Genomic DNA, 17,471 nt, shown 5'->3' with positions numbered 1-17,471 from the left:
GTTTTATATTAGTGTTTTTGTTTGTATACAAAAAAAGAACCTTCCCAATTAGGAAGGCTCTTTAAAAAGGTTCTATTCGTAATGGATGTATTCGCCGAAATTGTAGTTGTACGATTGTCTGGTTCCCAGTTTCGATGTTTCACGCCAGTCATCGGTCAGATTAATACCACCATTTTCGGCCATGTGAGGTACACCGTCTACCTGTACAATCCAACATGCATGTACAGTGTCGCCGACAATGGCACATTTTAAACCAAGCAGTGTTGCAAGTAAGTGTCCGGTATTGGCATAATCAATGCAGACTCCTTTTTTATTGAGTAATACCTGATGGTATGCATTATATGTATGCAGGCTTGGATTATTCTTTACTTCATTATCATACTGAGAACCCCTTAAAAGTTCCTGGATCTTTGCAAGTCTTTCCGGTTCCGTAGCGTGCTCGAAATCAAAACTGTTCAGCCAGTTTTTCAACACTTCACAAACATCGTTAAGAGCTTTTCTTTCTTCTTCTGAATACCAGCTGTCGTCATGCATGGTATTGGTCTGCCCAGTTAATTTGCTGATAATGTATGCATTATTAGGGGACACGATAAAACTATTATGCCCACGTAAATCATGATGACTCTTCTCATCTGTATACCAGTTGTCTGCATTAAGATTTTCAATATTTAACGCATACAGATCCACCACCCTTTTCAATGGGTAATTCGCATCATACGTCACATCACGTACCGTGCCGCCAGCATAGGTGGCGCCGATTTCTTCCGCTGTTGCGGTCTTGATTTTTCCATTATCATCCAGAACACGTCCAAGATAATCAATGGTTACACCGGCCGGCGTGGTCCAGGAATCAAACGTCGGATAGACCTGTGCATTCATATACATTTTGTCTGTATATCCGGCAGATTTATAATCACCTCTTGGACCATAATAATATAAAATATATTCACTACCGCCGCTTGTATTTTCCCACCAAAGATTGTCCCCTGCCTGTACTTTCTGTGTTGGATATACCAGTCCTGTTCCAACTGGATTTACTTTTGTGGTATTTTCAAGTTTATCGACATCCCTCATATAGCTTACAAGACTGTGCTGCTTCGCGTTGGATTTTGCCGGGGTACCGCTATTTCCGGAATTTCCAGAATTTTTTACAGCCCCCTGTGTTTTTACCACACCGTTTTCTACCCACTGTCCGTCTGCATTTACGGTATAGCCGTCCGGGGTTGTGGTGTTGGTTAAGAGGTAACCGTCTGCACCGAAATAATAACTCTCGGAAATGCCGTCCCCATTACCATCCAGCCATTTCCATTCATTCTTCGGGTAGCTGCCGTTTTCATCCCACCAGTATCCGGTCGCATCCTGTTTCCATTGTCCTGCAAATGCAGTTGTCGCGGAACCGGCTGCCATAGCTGTTGCCATTGCAAGAGCCGTTGCTCTTTTTAAAAATCGTTTTCTCATTTTGCATCCTCCCATGTAAGAATTATTACTTTCTTATTTATGCATTCATTATAGCGTGTGGCAATCATTCTGGCAAGCTATTTGATTTCTGCGGATATCCAAATATGCGTTATTTTCATGTGCGTGTGATAACGATGGAGAAGGAATACGGATCAAAAGATATCTACATGTTCTCCACAATATCGACTACACCACTTTCTTCTTGCATATCATCCGTCTCAAGCTCTTCTGTTTTTTCAGATGTTTCCTTGACATTTTCTTCCTCAGCATCCGCATCTGTGTCTACGTCTACTGACTTATCTACAGCCTCATCATTGTTCGCTTCATCTATCAGAGCTGCCGCGGTCTGCTCCACCTCGTCATCCTGTTCCTGCATGGTTGTCTCGATCTCAAAGACCATATTGTTCTTTGTCAGCTTTGCAACGTAGCAGCCCGCAGTTCCGTTTCCGACCGGAATGTATACTTTACCGTCCATGGTCTCGAACTGGCGGATGTAGATGGTCGCATTCGGTTTGCCGGTGCCGTTCAGCTCCGCAATCAGCTGACCGTTATACATGTATCTGGTGGTGTAACAGTATTCCTCTGCCGCATCATCCAGGCGGTACAATTCTACGGTAAAGACAACACCGCTCTGGTACAGAATGAACTGTGTGCCATTACCGCTTCCCTTAGCGGAATCCACGGACATTTCCTTGTACTTATATCCTTCCGGGATCCCATATTCTACCCAGGTATTCGGTTTTGCATAGCCGGTCTTTTCCTCTCCGACCTGCGTTCCGTTGCATACGAACCGAATGGTGTAGTTCGGCTCGGTTACCGGAGTATCATCCTTTTTGGAATCATCGGTTCCGGATTTTTTCAGGGTTACGGTAAAGACCGTTCCGTCCTCGCTTGCGCTGAGAATGGTGCCGCCGCTTAAAACAGAACCACTTCCGCTTGTTACTTCCACTTTATCCATTTCATAACCGTCCGGGATATTCCAGTCCTCAATCACCTGGTTCTTTGTGGTTGTTCCGGTTACGGAACTGATCTCTGATCCATCATATACGAACCGGATGGTATATCCGACTGCATTTTTTCCGTAAGGAATGGTGCCATTCGTATATGCCAGTTTCTTTGTGGTGTAGTAATTTTCTTCCGGCAGCGTAAATTTCATGCCGGATGCCCAGCTGATGTCTTTGCTGCTGTATTTTGCATTGATCTGCTTATTGACCTTGGAAGCAATGTTGGATGCGTTCTTTGCGTCTGCTTCATTCGCAAAGACCACGCAGATACCGTAATTAGCCTGCTTATGGTCGATCCGGTCAGACAGGTATGCCACGATCTTCGCAACGGTTTCATCCACGGTTGTGTAATCCACAGCCAGCTTCCCATCTGCTTTATAGGAGGCAATCGTGGTTTCTACTGCCGCATCCGCCTCTGCGATTTTCTGGTCATTGTGTCCAGGGATAAGGCCGTATTTGTAATAGTCATATACCGCATTTCTGTCATATGTGGTTGCTGTTGCGCTGAGACTTACACTGTATTTATCCCGGCTGCCTTCTACGTTTTTCACCTGGTCATCCGTCATATTGACAGCGCCGCACTCAATGAAGGTCGCTCCTACCGGGATGGAACCGGTTGCGGAGCCTCCAGGAACTGAGTTTCCTGCATGTTCTTTATCTGCAAATGTCACATCCACCCAGTACCAATGACCATCCAGCTTGATTGCGTTGAAGGAATGTCCCGGTCTCTCCACAAACTTTACGGTCAACCCGCAAAGCTTTGCAGTCTGCAGGAAAGCGTCCGCATAGCCATCACACATGGCTTTGCCGCTGATGATACAGCTGTAAGCGGTTGCCATGGTCCAGTCTTCCGACTGTTCGTATACGCAGTTCTCAGAAAGCCACTGGATGATCTTCATTTCTTTCTCGAAGTCAGTCATGTCATCCGCGATGTTCTCATCCTTGAATGTAAGAATGGCCGCTTTGGTTTCCGCCCATTCGGAAGCAGTCATCTTGCCAAGATTTCCATAATTTTCATCATGGACATAGCTGGTGTTCGTGTTTGATCCAGATGAAGAACCACCGGAACCGCTGCCGCCTGAATTACCGCCGGAGGAGCTGCTTCCGGAAGATGAACTTCCTCCAGAGGATGAACCACCGCCACTGCCATGTGAGGAACCGCCGCCTCCGCCGCCACTGGAACCCTTGCTTGCGGTGCTTGTACCAGTGCCACCACCCGGGCCTCCTGCAGAGCCGTGTTTGGCTGGTCTTTTGACTGCAGTGCCGCCCACCATCCATGCGCCATCCGCGTTTACGGTGAAGCCGTCAGGTGTGGTTCCGTTTAAAACACACCAACCGTCTGCATCAAAGTAATAGCATTCGGCAATACCATCATTGTTTCCGTCCAGCCATTTCCATTCGCTTTTTGGATAGGAACCATCAGAGTTCTTCCACCACCACCGGCCGGCATTTGCGCCTTCACCGCAAATCCACGTTCCATTCGGTACCGCGATCCGGTCATCGCGGGTTTTCACAACACCGTTCTCCGTCCACGCACCGTCTGCATTTACGGTATATCCGTCGGGGGTCGTGGTTGCCGCAGCCATATAACCGTCCGAGCCGAAGTAATAGCATTCAGAAATGCCGTCCCCGTTTCCGTCCAGCCACTGCCAGCCGTTTGTATGGTATGCATTTACACCGGTCTGAAATCTCCATCCTTTTGTATCCTGCTGCCACTGCCCTGCGAATGCGGTGGTGGCGGAACCGGCTGTCATTGCCGCTGCCAGCGACATGATCATCGCCCGCTTGTACAGTTGTCTTTTTCTCATAAAAACCTCCCATTTGTTTTGCTTCTATTTTTCTGTTCATGTGTATATTATAACCTTTCCCATCATTTCAGGATTGTTTGGTGAATCTGCGGATATGAAAATTTGCATTATTTCCCAAAACAGCAAATCAGCGCGGCTCTTCCTGTGACTGGTATCATGGGAATCCTCGCGCTGATTAAATAAAAAGAAAGGATAAAGAGTAGTAAAGAACGCGCCATATTTTTTATATAGGGGTGGTGGTATGAAGTAGATGGAATGTTCATTGCTACGTTATAATTATGGAAGAAAAAATGTGAAAAACCGCAAACATAGAGCGTATTAATGTTTTTGAGTGAAAAAGAATATTTACAGAGAAATTTTATGGTTACTGCAAATTATTCCTGTTCCTGTGCCTGTATTTTTTCCTGTTCTGTCCGTTCAGGTTCCACTTCCCGTCCATATGCAATTTCAGCCTTGGTTGCGACTGCACAGAGTTCCTCGTGCTCATCCGCTGCTTCAAACGCATTAAGCGGTTCCTCGTCCACGAACAGGGTCGTTTCGCCGGTTGAAAGATCGAGATGCACTTCTTCCCGTGGGTTTTGTGCAGAGTATAAAATCATTTCTGTTTTTCTGTCGGAATCCTCCAAAAGATACCCGGAAAACCATTGATCCAGGTGCTGATTTTTCCATAGAGTTTCCGCCAGGATTTCCTTATCTGCCGGCTGCCGCTCCGGCTCTGTTTTCGTTGACAGTTTCTCCTGTTCCTCGCTCAGACTATGTTCCGGTACAAAAACATCTTTGGTGTATAACACTTCTCGGCTCAAAAGCGCTTCAATCTGTTTGTGGATCATCTGCTCCATCAGTTTTACACGTTCCGGCTCAAATTTTTCATCTCCACGGAAAGAAAACCGAAACGATTTCATGCCAATGAGGATCGCCCTGATTTCAGATGTCATTGCCTGCTGTCCAATTCTGGTAAAATCTTCGCCGATTCTTGGTCCGTAATCTCTCATTTTAGTTCCGATATGTTCCCAATCGCTTCTTTCGATGTATGGAAGCATGGATAAATTGAGATCAAATACCGGAGCCATGCGAATCGGCTTTTGCGTATCGTTTTCTACCAGGACGCCATGATTGCCTGCATGTCGGTCTACATTGAATGTCAGGGAATCCAGTACGATCATTTTCCGGAATAACGTTTCTGAACCGAGCTCCGCATAGAAACGCATCAGGGATTCCGGGGAGCTGTGGTTAATCGGAAATCTGGAAATTGGAACATAACCATACGTTTCATTCGTAAACAACGGACATTTAGAGGCCAGTTCCCCGTGCAGACGCACAAGCTGGTATGGAATGGCATCTTGTCCTAAAATTCGTTGTGCAACCTCCGATGCCATAACCTCACAATACGGTTCCAACCCGGCGTTCCTTGCTCCATCACTGCCACGTTTATACAGAAAGATCTGTCCGTCATCTTCCCGCATCCAGCATTTTCGAAAGCTCCCGTCTGTGGAAAGTTCTGGGCTGGTTTCACTCATCTTGATTCCATACAGCCCCATTCCTTCAAACGCCATTTTTGAAATTGTTTCGTCAAATGGGTTTCGATAAAACGAAATCTGCTCCCATGAAACATTTTCGTGTTCCGATTTGATCCAAAATGTATCGTTGATGGAAGCAGCGTGAGTTATTTTGATAAATCCTTCGGTTTTATCGCAGCCGCAGTCCGCCATAATCTGCTTTAAATGGGTGTTATGTTTCGATGCTTTTCTGTTCTCAATCCATTTTTCGATATAATCAAACCCGATTGGCAAAGGAGATTGTCCGGTGTACTCGAACCGGAATTCATCCCCGAATGTTCCGTGGCGCAGTTCAAAGGTTCCTACTTCCGTATTCTTATTCATTAAGTAATATTTCACGATCGCACCTCCTTTCGATATGATACAGTATATCATACAGAATTGCAAAATTATAGTCTGATTATGTAAATCACTCTTGTGAAGTCGTCTCTCATGACTGAAGTCACGAGCTTCCGGTATCCGGCTGGATCCCGTTCCTGAAAGCCCTGTCATGAAAGTGTTCCGATAGCCGGATTTCCTGTCCGGTTGGAGCCTTTAGGACTCCCGGGCTGCCCTTCCTCCATACAGGCTGAACTCAGCTGTCTTCCGGCACTATGCCGCAAGTGCCGCATTCAGCTTAATTAACGAGGATAAGGTACATTTGCTTCTATGGGCCAGTTCCGGTACGTTTGCCGTCACCGCCTGCCCCGCCGTTACCGGAAGGGTCTTTAAGAGTTCCCGGATATAATACCGGGAACCGATGTTATAGCTCGCGTTCAGGTCGCAGTTGTACTGCTTCCCGGTCGGAAACCGGCAGAGACTGTAGCTTGGAAGCTTTGCCTCTTTCCCTCTCATGACTCTGCCGCTTCCATCAAACGCAAGTCTGGATGTATTCCAGGCACAGACTCTGGCTACCCGGATCATGTTCCGGTGTGCTTTGTCCGTTACCATGGAATGTACGTACTTTGCCCGCCAGAGGTGAAGACGTTGCTTCTTGCTGCCGCGTTTCCTTCCGCCAAGGTCCAGGTATTCCATGACAATGCAGTCCACGTCATACTTTATGGCTGTATCCACGATGAACCGGGCGGTTTTGACCGCAATGTCATCGTTAATGCCTTTTGCCTGTTTCCAGAGTCCCGGTGTTTTACGGGCACAGAGTTTCTGTGCGTGTCTGATGTGGCTTACCGCATGCTCTAGAGAGTCGTATTCTCCCGGAAGGGAAAGAAATTCCCTTCCGAGGACCGCGCCCTCCGGAGTCATGATGCTGCACGTACACGCACTGTTCAGTCCCAGATCTACGGCCAGGATGCGGGTATTTTTGATAGAAACTTCCGGGAGTTTGACTGCTGTCTGGAACACGAAATCCAGAAACCATTTCTTCCCGCGTTTCTGTAAGGTCGGCACGCATTCCTTGTAATTTGTACAGTGATGCTTGATATAATCCACATCACTTTTTCGAAGATCCATCAGAACCCAGTCCCAGGTATTACGGATAAAAACTTTCAGCGCCGCCTGATACATCCCGGTACGGACAAACATGCCGGACCGGTACATGGCCGGATACACAAAGCCTGTCTGCGGCAGCGATGGTTTATCTCCGCGTTTCTCCGGATCTGTCGCCTCCCAGTTTGCCAGATTACTGCGATAGGACGAAACCTTACCAAGCGCTTCCGCAATGGCCGCCCGGCGCAGATAACTTGGGAACTTGTAGAATCTCACCGAGAAGTCGTATGGAACAACAAGGTTCTGTTTCGTTTTAACCGTAAGTGATTCCACAAAACCGGAACGGTTCTTCTGTCCCTGAATGACAGAAATATACTTCCATTCTTTCAGGCATACAGCCACGAAGAAGGAGACTGCCTGACGGTACAGACGGACAGTTTCGTCGAAAACGCGGTTAAATCCCTTGGTTCGGACACAGTATGTCATACTGAGCTTCATACGGCAGCCTCCTTTCTGTGGTAATTATGGAGCAAATGCCGCGGAAATTGACAATCGCCTAACTCACGACTGAAGTCACGAGTATGCGACGACTGATCTCCGCTTCCTCAACGGAACATAATCTTTCCATACCGTTTTCAACGATCTTATACATTTCGGTCTCCGTTTTTTTTATTTTTGGCTTCATCGGCCGCTTCTTTCAGCTGTGTCAGAGCATCTTCACATTTCTTTTCCAGTTCGTTGATTTCTTTCTGGATTGAAGCAATTCGTTCATCATTTTCACCCTTTTCTCTTCGAATCCAAACAATCCAACTCCGTTGACTTTCAATTTCCTGGATGTCATACATGAGATCATAGACTCCAATATCCCGAAGATGCTGAAGTTTGGCCCTGTAATCTTTCCGATCCTGACAGTTGCATCCAGCATCCTCCTCAAACAGGCAGTCCCTGCATGGATCTTTTGGAAATCCCTTCCGGATCAATGCCAGTTTTTCTTCTGCTGATTCTATTTTTTTCTCCATAATGCTTCTCCCTTTCCTTACTGCATTTCTTTCAGAACCTGGACGGCGAAATCCGCGTCTTCTACGGCGTCTTCATACAGATAACAAAGAACATCGTGTACGCGGGAATACAGCTCACCCAAAGTAGCATCTTCCGCATTTGCAACATACTCGAAAATACCTCCGTCTCCTTCCGCGAAGCAGTTTTCGTCGTAGTCCCATTCCGACGTCTTATAATCAATGTATCCGTCGTATGGCGTCCCGCTCTCATCCTCATCTCTATCCAGCTGGCTTCCGTCTCCAACCTGCATATATATCACTGCATTTTCGGTTGGAACAAACACTCGCAGTTCCATGGTGTTTGTCTGAATTCCTGCCTTTTCCAAGATTTTCTGTAACTTGTGTTTTGTCATAATTTTTTTTCCCTTGTTCTAAATTTGATTATCGGGCGGAAAAACCATGGTGTGATACCCCATGGCATTGCTGATTCTGGAAAAACCAATCGCCCGATAAAATGTCTGCAGCTTTTCATTCAACACTTGCAAAAATACCGGCCGTTTCCCTTCGGACACATAGCGGCCTCCGATCGCTTCCTTGACCATTTTGGAGCCATAGCCCCGATGCCGGTATGCTGGTAGGATAAACACATCGCTTAACTGGTATGAATCCGGAGTCCACAGTTCGTGATCGGTGATTACCGGGCATTCGTTATCCGCGTAGCCAATCGTGCAATATCCGATCAGTTTGCCGCCCAGATACAAGCCCCAGCTTTCGTCATTCCATCCGCTGAAGTCTTCTACCCATTCCAATACATGGAATCCTGATAATTTGTCCAGCTCTGAAATTGTTGCCACATCACTTTTTCCTAATGGTTTTGTTGTCACTGTTTCCATCGTGTCTCCTGGTTCTAAGGATGCCGCCCACACGCAGGCAGGCGGCTTTGTACTCGTGCATCTTACAGTTCCATTTGGAACTTTTCCGGTGCGGTAATTTCTGCTGAGAATCCACCGTGCAGGAATCCGTATTCATCAGACAGCCAGTCTGCAATGACATCTGCCAGTGTTTCTGTGTCAATACCATCTTTAGTTTTGTAATCTGCAATGCGGAAATAATCCGATACGATAATTTCTTCCGGCAGCCTAAGATCCTCGGTATCGTCTTCGCCATCAGCATCATCATCCGATGTATCCCACTTGATATTGGTGATATGAACGGTCAGATACTCCGGAGCCTGTGCTTTCTGGCATGAGTCACACGCATCATGAAAGAGTTTTACAATGAACTGGCCGACTTCAGAAATGGCGAGATGATCTGTATTGATTTCCGCATCCACCTGAAAATCACGGAAGAGTTCTTCGTCCTTCCAGAGACGGTCATCAATCTCTTTTTCTGATGTTCCACGAGCCTCCATCCGTTCTTTTAATACGTCACGGGACGCAGTTAATTTGATTGCGTAAAGCGGACGGTCCTGGTACTGCTGTTTCAGCGTTTCATATCCGCCTGGATCAACAACATACATATTTGCTTCATCCAGCTGCTCCTTTGTTGCTCCATAACGGTATCCGCGGTATTCCATGTATCCCTTGATCTCATCTTTCGGGATTTCATCAAATTCCGCTTCCGTCACAAAACGATGCCCAATTTCATCCGCGGATCTTTTTGGTCTGGTTGTATAGGATTCCACCTGGAGCCAGCCATATTTTTTATGCAGATATTCCGCCACGCTGGTCTTTCCGGCTCCGGATCGCCCAATCAGAATGATCAGCGGATCAGGACTGAATCGCATATCGCACAAAGTACGTTTTAATCCCTCCGTTTCTTCGAAATCATAACCGTAGTATGTCAGAAGGTTTTCCTGCAATGTAAAATATGGATAAGCGCCACGTTTCGCCAGATAATCTCCGCTTAAAAATTCCTCCTTGACGGCGGCTAACAGATCCGGATCCGGGTGTTCTTCCATCAGTTCGTTCACGACCCATTCTAGTTCCTCCATCATAGATTCCGGGTATTTTTCTTTTCCGAATGCCATTCTTAAAAAGAAATATGCCATGGACGACATTGCTTTTTGTCTTGCTGTTTCATTTTTCTTCATTTTTTTTCTCTCCTTTGCTTCTCAAGCGTCTTTTAAAGGTTCGGATAAATTATGGAAATGGAAAGAACGGATAAAGAGGCATGTTTTCTATCGTAAGCTGCAAAAAATAGGACAGTGCATAAGCACTGTCCCATTCTGAAGGATATTACTTTGGTTATTCCGGCATTTCCTGGTCGCCTTCCACTTTCCAGCTGATTTCCCAATACGGTTCTCTGTCTGGAGTTGATGTCGTGACGGTATATCCATGTTTTTCCAGATATTTTCGGGCTGCTGATGACATTTGTTCACCATCACAGGATACATAGAATTCTCCGCGTGACGCAGCATCCTCAATTTGCCTTGCATAACCTTTGATCTGCTTTTCCAATTTTTCTGCTCTGATCTTTTTCGTGATATTACGCGCCTCTACCGCGCTCATTAAGTTTCCTAACATAGTTTTTCTCCTTATTGCTTATTTGACGCATTGCCTATAACGTCTCTGACACCAAAACATTTGGCGTTGACATAGGTGTTTCCATGCCATCCGCTGCCTTTATTGGAATAGACACCGCCAAATGAATCAAGGTACTGTTCGCCTGCTTTGGATTTTGTAATGAATACCGGTTTTTTTTCTTTGATCAGTGTCTTTCCCCAGGTTGAGCCCACGATGGTTGTCTCATATTCTCCTGACACCAGATAGCCACAGCCAAGTTCCTCTGCTTTTTCCATTGCAAACCGGATAATGGCAGATTCAATTTCCATTCGTTTCTTTCCCTGAATGCCTGAATAACACCGTTCCAGGAAAATAATCGGGGTCTCGACAAACGGGGTTGACTGCACAGATGTCTGCATCTGCTTTACTGTGACATCCGTAAAGGTCAGGCGGTCTTCATCACGTTCTTTCATGCGATTGGCCGTTTTTGTCAGTCGAATCACGGCACGTGCAATGATGGCGCCATTTTTCTTTACATAAATAATTTTTTTATTACCATCGAAATATGCCAGCAGACACTGACGGTACAAACCATCCACATAGTTCATACATGTTCTGGTCGGCACTGCTCCAAGGTTCATAATGCCTTGGAAAGAAGTATCTTCGTATACTTTATATCCGCTGATTGTTACGGCGTTGTTATGAACCCAGTGGTCGTACATACGATCCCGGATTGTCATACAGCATTCTTTGTCCAGATCCGTATACCGCAGCTCATCCAAACAATCACACATGGCGGCTTTGACCACCACTTTGAAAGCCTCCCGTACCGAAGAATGCATATAGGCACGTACATATTTGCCGTTTCCGGAAAGGAAGAATTTCCAGACAGTATCTTTGTTGATTCTGTAAAATTCATCCGGAAGATCCAGCTGTTTTTTCACTTCCAGTACTGTCTCATCCTGATTTAAAAACTGTTTCATGCCCTCTTTTAACCCTGCAATACAAAGTGCCGGATTTTCAAGTGCAAACAGGATTTCGGTTTCCGTTTTAGCAGTCTGCAGGACCGATTCCAGGCTAATTGGCACTGTCATGATTTTGGCGGCTGTTTCCGACATCACAGGAACGGATACGATCCGTTTTACCATCGTTGGGATGTCACCCTGCTTCAGATGACGGACAACATTACTTACGTCTGCATCATCCAGTGCTTGTTTGGAGTATTTTGCAAACTGACTGATCCTTCTGCACGCTTCTTCTGAACGCAGACGGCTTAACAGGATAAAGAAGATTGTCAGTTTCTGGAAGAGACCTCTTGGCGTCGCGCAGATACGTTGCAGCGTCTGGATCTCCTGAAATGTATATGGCGTGTTCTTTCCAAATTTTTTTGCCAGATCCTGAATGGTATTGCCATATTCATCAAACACAGAAAACAGATCTTTTTCTGCAAGCGCATTGATCTCTTTTGCACTCCATGCATTCAAGTAAACCAACCGGCTCACCTTATTGTGTTCCATGCATAAATAGGATACTGTGTTTTCTGTCAAATCCCTGCCGGCTAAGTAGCGAAGCACCGCTTTCTGGCGTTTTAACACTGCATCAGCCAGAAAATCCCGCACACAGAATACATCACCATCCAATGTTACGGACGTGGACGTTTCCTTTGGAAAATCAGCGCCGATTTTCTCCGCTTCATTGCACTTACAAATCCGACCAAGAATCTGCAATGGGGAACCTGAAAGAATATCATCCAGTTCCGTATCTGTAGCTGTCATGACGACGTGGTCCAACTTCTTTAGGAAACGCGGTTCGCCTCCGCTGTATGCGGTTAAGTTGATCAACCGCTTCATCCGCTGTCTGTGATTTGCATATCGGTCTTTCTCACAAGATTCTTTCTGTATGAAATACTGATTCCATTTCTGAAGGTAACTTGCAACCGATTCTGGATTTTCCAGTCCTTCTGACATCTGCATAATCTGATGCACGGTAAATAACCCATTCATATTCGGATCACAGCAGAGCAGATTCAGATACACGTCATTGTTTTTATTCTGCATGATTAAAGTGATCATTCTGGCTCGCTGGGAATCTGAATGCGTTTTGCGAATTACTGGAGTATGCAACATAATTTCACAGTACCATCTTTTTTCTTCCTCTGTTTTTAAATCACAGAATACATGGTTATCCAGACAATGTTCCAGTTCTGTGCGCCAGTAAGAAGAATAGAATAATGGCATAATCTCGTCCGGGGCTACAAATCTGAGAAGCCGGAATATGGTTTTTACCGCTTCCTGATTTTTCGCCAGCTCACTTTTTGCCAATTCCTGCCAGAACAGATCCATTTTACGCTCAAAGAATGGCTTGACCGCTGGTGCGGTATAAGCATTTTTTGATGCTAAACACGGAAGCGCACCGATAAAAGCAGATGCATCCGGGAACATGGAGAAAACCTTCAGACTGCGTGGTATCGTACAGAAAATTTCCAGTGTTGTCAAGACATTTTTGTCTTCTGATACCACTGGATTAAAGTCGCATGTGCCCAGAAGACAAAGTACATTCCGGACTCGCGTCAGTCCGATCACTTTTTCCTGTCTGATTGTCCAGTTCATAAGCCAGGATGGAATGTTGCGTTTATAGTATATTGTTCTATTTTTACTTTTTGTGCGGTTTTCTTCCATTTTGTCCCACGTCATTGCAAATTTCATTTGTTCTACTAATCTCATGGTTGTTTCTCCTTTTGTTTGATATACAGGATCCTTTCGGTATCCTGTATTTTTCGTTAGGAAGCCAGCTTCTCTTAAAGTTTGCTGTCTTCTGTTTCTGATTCGCCGTTACCTTGGTTTTCGGTTTCCTGAAGCACATGTTTCGCCATCACTTTGAGAAAATACGGGTCTTTCATATTTCTGGCAATCCGACTCATTCGCTCGGAGTATTTATAAAGGCTATGGCCTGCCGCCTGCATGGAAGTACGGAACGTGTCGTCCAGAAGGCTTTCGTTGCTTTCTCCGAAGTGCACCTTCGTCATCTTTAAAAAGCTGATCGTTGTTTCCCAGATCCTTTTTTTATTGTCCGGAATGAACCGGCAATCTTCCAGGAATTGATCGGGATTATGTACCAGATCGCGTACATGTTTTTTCATCAGTTCCTGTACGGATAACAATTCTTTTACCTGTTCCTGCGCCAATGTTTCATTTGCCGCCATCACCTGGTAAGTTTCAAATTCTTCTTTGGTCATTACCATGCTGCGCAGTGTCTCTTCATATTTGGAAAATTCAGGGTTGTTTAATAACAGTTTGGCTAATACTTTCTCTGTTTCGGAATCCATAAATTTTTCAAATGGAATCTGGTTCCGTAACATGTATGTATACATGGACGACAGCGTGTTTAAATTGTAACGAAACCTCATTTCCGCGAACATTGTGAATAAGCGGACGCGCTCTTCCTGTGTAAAACGATCAGGATTTGCATCTGGATATACAGCGGTAAAAAAATCGGCCGTATCATCCCAGGGATTCAGCTCAATCTGTGACTGATCGATACAGTCCGCCAGTATCAAGCTTTTTCCCAGGCGCTTCAACAGCATCCGTATAGTCCATGTATCCAGATCCCGTAGGCCCTGTGGAATTTCCCAGTATTTATCCAGATCTGCCTGGTTACCTAATGTAACAAGCCCGGCCTGAATAAATTTTGTGGCATATGCGCGGGTGTATTTGATGCAGCCTTCCAGTTTTGATTTCTCATCCACGGTGGTTCCCTGCTTTTTCAACAGCCAGACAATAACATCCATAATTTTTGAAAGCAGTTCTTTCATCTGTTCCGGATGTTCTTTTGCCAGGTACATGGCTGTTGAAGCGGTTCGGTAAACGATTGTGATGACATCCTCATCCGGCAGCACCGCCAGGCGATCCCAGGTTGCCGGATCGCTGCAGTCAAATGTCAGAAGCTTATTGAATCCACAGAAACTAGACTGATATGCCTTAAGCACAATCTTCTGATACAGTACCATCCAGTTTGCGTTTGTCAGCCCATAGGTCCTGCAGAGATTATAGTTGCTCTGGAAGAATGCCCGCATGCTACTGTATCCATCGATTCTTTTGACAAATTCCCGATTGCAGGCATGTACCAGTGCGTTCTGTTCAGCAAGTGTATACGGCATGTTTTCATCATTGCCGAATTTGAGAAGATTTTCTACAAATTCAGTACTGATTTTATCCATGACCGCATCCGATACCTTTCCCTTTGCCAGAATCACGTTAAGATAACGGATTTCGCGCTCTGAAAAATAAATCGCCAATTTTTCTGCATTTTTTGAATCCGGCGTTACATTGTGATTCCGAAGTGCTTTCATTGCAGCCAGTTTTTTGTTTTTTGATATGCATTGGAAATCAGTGACCAAAGCGACAATACCCTTCGCTGTTTTTGTATCTTTTTCAGAATCCAGCGGGTGCAGGTTTTCCAGAAAGGATTCCATTTCCAATCGGAACATGTCCCAGAAAGAGTGATATGTTTCCGTCAGCTCCACAAGATCGGTTATTGATAAACGATGATCTCGTGCGGACTGAAAAAGACGGTTATGAATCGTTACCTTCTTTTTTTCATCTGGCTTCTTGTAAAAACCCGCATCATTTCCGTATACTGCAAAAGCATACTCCAATGCTTCCATGTACAGATCATTTTCCACGTGTTCATGCATACAGCTCATCCAGCGCTGGAATTGGTCTTCGTTCATGTTGGCATTCAACCGACGCACAATGTTTGGCGATTCCATAGCCAGCGTATGACAAATCCACCGCATATCCTGTTTGTCCAGTCCTTGTATACGGAGTTGGTCCAGAATTTCACCCAGGTACTTTGTACCACAAGTGCCATATTGTGCTGCTATGGCAATGTTCTGCATGTCTTTTTCATTCATCATGATTTTTCCTCCATTACTCTATGTCTTTGATAGTTTCGGATAAATTATGGGCATGAATGTCTGACGACAAAAAAAATAAGGCCACAAAAGTGTGACCTTATTAAAGATATGAATTGCAGTTACATAGTGATTCGGATGTTTAATTCACGCATATGATCATTGAATACATCTTTGCGGATATCAAAAACTGGATGTTTCAGAAGATCGTAACGCAAGATTTCCGGACATCTTGTCCGAATCGTTGCGAGTTCCCGAAACAGCATTGCCCTGTCATACTGCGCCTTCAGGGCATTTAATGGGCTGCGCGTGATGCCAAGTTCATCCTTCCAAAAGGATACCAGTTCTTTTTCCCATTTGGTATCTCCCTGACATGCTTCGATTGCTTTATACAGCCCAGTCACCCCGCCGTACTCCATTACAAGCGGGGCGGCGGCAGAGCTCACTCCTTTGACTCCTGGGATGTTATCCGACGAATCTCCCTCAATCGCTTTCAGATCTGGGACAAGTTTTGGCGTAACGTGCATTCTTCTGCATACGTCATCCTCTGTGTAAATCTGGTAATGCCGGGTATATGCCGGGAACATTTCATTTTCTTCCGGTCTTCCGTTACGGAAGGCGTCTGCTTTCCCGGGGTTCTCCGTGTTTTTCGGATCCTCAGGCATCCACACCTGGATATTCCGGCTGTCATCGACAAGCTGAAGGTAATCCTTGTCTTTACTGACAAGTACAACCTGCATGTCTTTAGCGTATTTTTCTGCCATCGTTCCGGCCAGATCATCCGCCTCGTAGTTATCACTGAAAAAAACCGGGATGCCGGAATCGGCAAGAATCTTTTCCATAGTCAGGAACTGTTCCTTTAATGGCAAATCTGTTTCCTTTCTCTGCGCCTTATAATCTGCGTAAAGTCTCCGGCGGAAGGTGCTCCTGGTCTTATCAAACATGACCGCCAGATAATCCGGTTTCCAGCCATCCATCAACATTAAAAGCTGTCGGGTCATACCATAAACAGCATTTGTATACGTGCCATTTTTGGCATGAAGGATTTTATCAAAATACCGCGCCCGCTCTTCTGGAACTTTGCAGAAACGAATCTCATTCGGTAACAGCGCATAATATGCGGTTGTCAACATGGAAGAGCCGTCAATAATCAATAATTTCTTTCTCATCTGTGCACCTCCCTAACTGTCTGGTAATATTTCTTCTTGGCATTCCACTCAACCGTAACCGGATTGCCACAGGCGATACACGTTACGTCCAACATAGGTTCTTCTATATTGGTACGGTATCTGGATTTCTGGCCGCATTCGCAGTCTGCCTGAAGAGGTACCAGATTTTCCAAATCCATGACCCTGTTGCAGTCCCGGCACTGATACCGGCTTGTGACAGCCCGGCTGTTGAATGCGTGGATGCGTCCACAGGTCGTGCACTTAATTAGAAGAAACCCTTTATATCCCTGCCGGACCTCTGCTTCCGTTTTGCCTTCGGCCGTCGTGGCCTGCATTGTTGGAATATTTCGCTTTAATGTTTCACAATGATCTTCCTTTTGCAGATGTTCCGCTTTTACTAGCATCGGCGTATCATCTGCCTTCACCGATTCTTTTGTTATGGGTGATGTTGTAAAATCCTCAAACATACTATCCGCAGTTTCCGGTGCAGGCAGTCCTGCCGGCTTTGTAGCATATGCAAACAATGTATCTGCCGCTTCCCGGAATGCATCCATAAATTTTTCCTCCGGCACTTCCACGTTCAGGGAAAGTCCTGGAGTGCTAAGTCTGATTTTAATTTTTGTATCTCTCACAAAAATAT

Annotated in this window: 13 protein-coding genes; all 13 read right to left on the bottom strand. The window is 45.5% G+C overall.

The features are described 5' to 3' along the window. Positions 1 to 72: 72 nt before the first annotated feature. Positions 73 to 1,458 carry a hypothetical protein gene (locus GPK83_RS16230; RefSeq protein WP_215630893.1) on the bottom strand — a complete coding sequence of 462 codons (1,386 nt, stop codon included), beginning with the start codon at positions 1,456 to 1,458 and terminating at the stop codon, positions 73 to 75. Between the two features lie 163 nt (positions 1,459 to 1,621). Further along, positions 1,622 to 4,270, bottom strand: a complete 2,649-nt coding sequence (locus GPK83_RS16225; protein WP_215705292.1) for a transglutaminase domain-containing protein — start codon at positions 4,268 to 4,270, stop codon at positions 1,622 to 1,624. A gap of 374 nt (positions 4,271 to 4,644) precedes the next feature. Further along, positions 4,645 to 6,165 (bottom strand): hypothetical protein, encoded by a 1,521-nt coding sequence (locus tag GPK83_RS16220; RefSeq protein ID WP_215705291.1) that lies wholly within the window; start codon positions 6,163 to 6,165, stop codon positions 4,645 to 4,647. Between the two features lie 252 nt (positions 6,166 to 6,417). Beyond that, positions 6,418 to 7,746: a transposase gene (locus GPK83_RS16215; RefSeq protein ID WP_215705290.1), complete on the bottom strand. Its 1,329-nt coding sequence runs from the start codon at positions 7,744 to 7,746 to the stop codon at positions 6,418 to 6,420. Between the two features lie 146 nt (positions 7,747 to 7,892). Continuing rightward, complete coding sequence (locus tag GPK83_RS16210) at positions 7,893 to 8,267, bottom strand: hypothetical protein (protein ID WP_215705289.1); 375 nt, start codon at positions 8,265 to 8,267, stop codon at positions 7,893 to 7,895. Positions 8,268 to 8,284: 17 nt separating this feature from the next. Then, complete coding sequence (locus tag GPK83_RS16205; RefSeq protein WP_215705288.1) at positions 8,285 to 8,659, bottom strand: hypothetical protein; 375 nt, start codon at positions 8,657 to 8,659, stop codon at positions 8,285 to 8,287. An 18-nt stretch (positions 8,660 to 8,677) separates the two neighbouring features. Then, on the bottom strand, positions 8,678 to 9,139 hold the full coding sequence (locus GPK83_RS16200; RefSeq protein ID WP_215705287.1) for a GNAT family N-acetyltransferase: 462 nt from the start codon (positions 9,137 to 9,139) through the stop codon (positions 8,678 to 8,680). Positions 9,140 to 9,201: 62 nt separating this feature from the next. Then, the gene (locus GPK83_RS16195; RefSeq protein WP_215705286.1) at positions 9,202 to 10,338 is read right to left on the bottom strand and encodes an AAA family ATPase; all 1,137 of its coding nucleotides are present in this window, start codon (positions 10,336 to 10,338) and stop codon (positions 9,202 to 9,204) included. A gap of 154 nt (positions 10,339 to 10,492) precedes the next feature. After that, on the bottom strand, positions 10,493 to 10,771 hold the full coding sequence (locus GPK83_RS16190; RefSeq protein ID WP_215705285.1) for a hypothetical protein: 279 nt from the start codon (positions 10,769 to 10,771) through the stop codon (positions 10,493 to 10,495). 11 nt (positions 10,772 to 10,782) lie between these two features. Then, positions 10,783 to 12,807, bottom strand: coding sequence for a hypothetical protein (locus GPK83_RS16185; protein ID WP_215705284.1), 2,025 nt, complete (start codon positions 12,805 to 12,807; stop codon positions 10,783 to 10,785). 740 nt (positions 12,808 to 13,547) lie between these two features. Continuing rightward, entirely contained in the window at positions 13,548 to 15,044 is a 1,497-nt protein-coding gene (locus GPK83_RS16180) for a hypothetical protein (RefSeq protein WP_215705283.1), read from the bottom strand. 740 nt (positions 15,045 to 15,784) lie between these two features. Then, entirely contained in the window at positions 15,785 to 16,831 is a 1,047-nt protein-coding gene (locus GPK83_RS16175) for a 5'-3' exonuclease H3TH domain-containing protein (protein WP_215705282.1), read from the bottom strand. Further along, entirely contained in the window at positions 16,828 to 17,463 is a 636-nt protein-coding gene (locus GPK83_RS16170) for a hypothetical protein (protein WP_215705281.1), read from the bottom strand. Before GPK83_RS16170 ends, GPK83_RS16175 begins: the two co-directional genes overlap by 4 nt. Positions 17,464 to 17,471 lie beyond the last annotated feature (8 nt).

The sequence above is a fragment of the Clostridium sp. MCC328 genome (assembly GCF_018785465.1).
In the GTDB taxonomy this organism is placed as follows: domain Bacteria; phylum Bacillota; class Clostridia; order Lachnospirales; family Lachnospiraceae; genus Pilosibacter; species Pilosibacter fragilis.
Note: the sequence above shows the minus strand (reverse complement) of the source record. Positions and strands in the feature narration are given on the sequence as shown.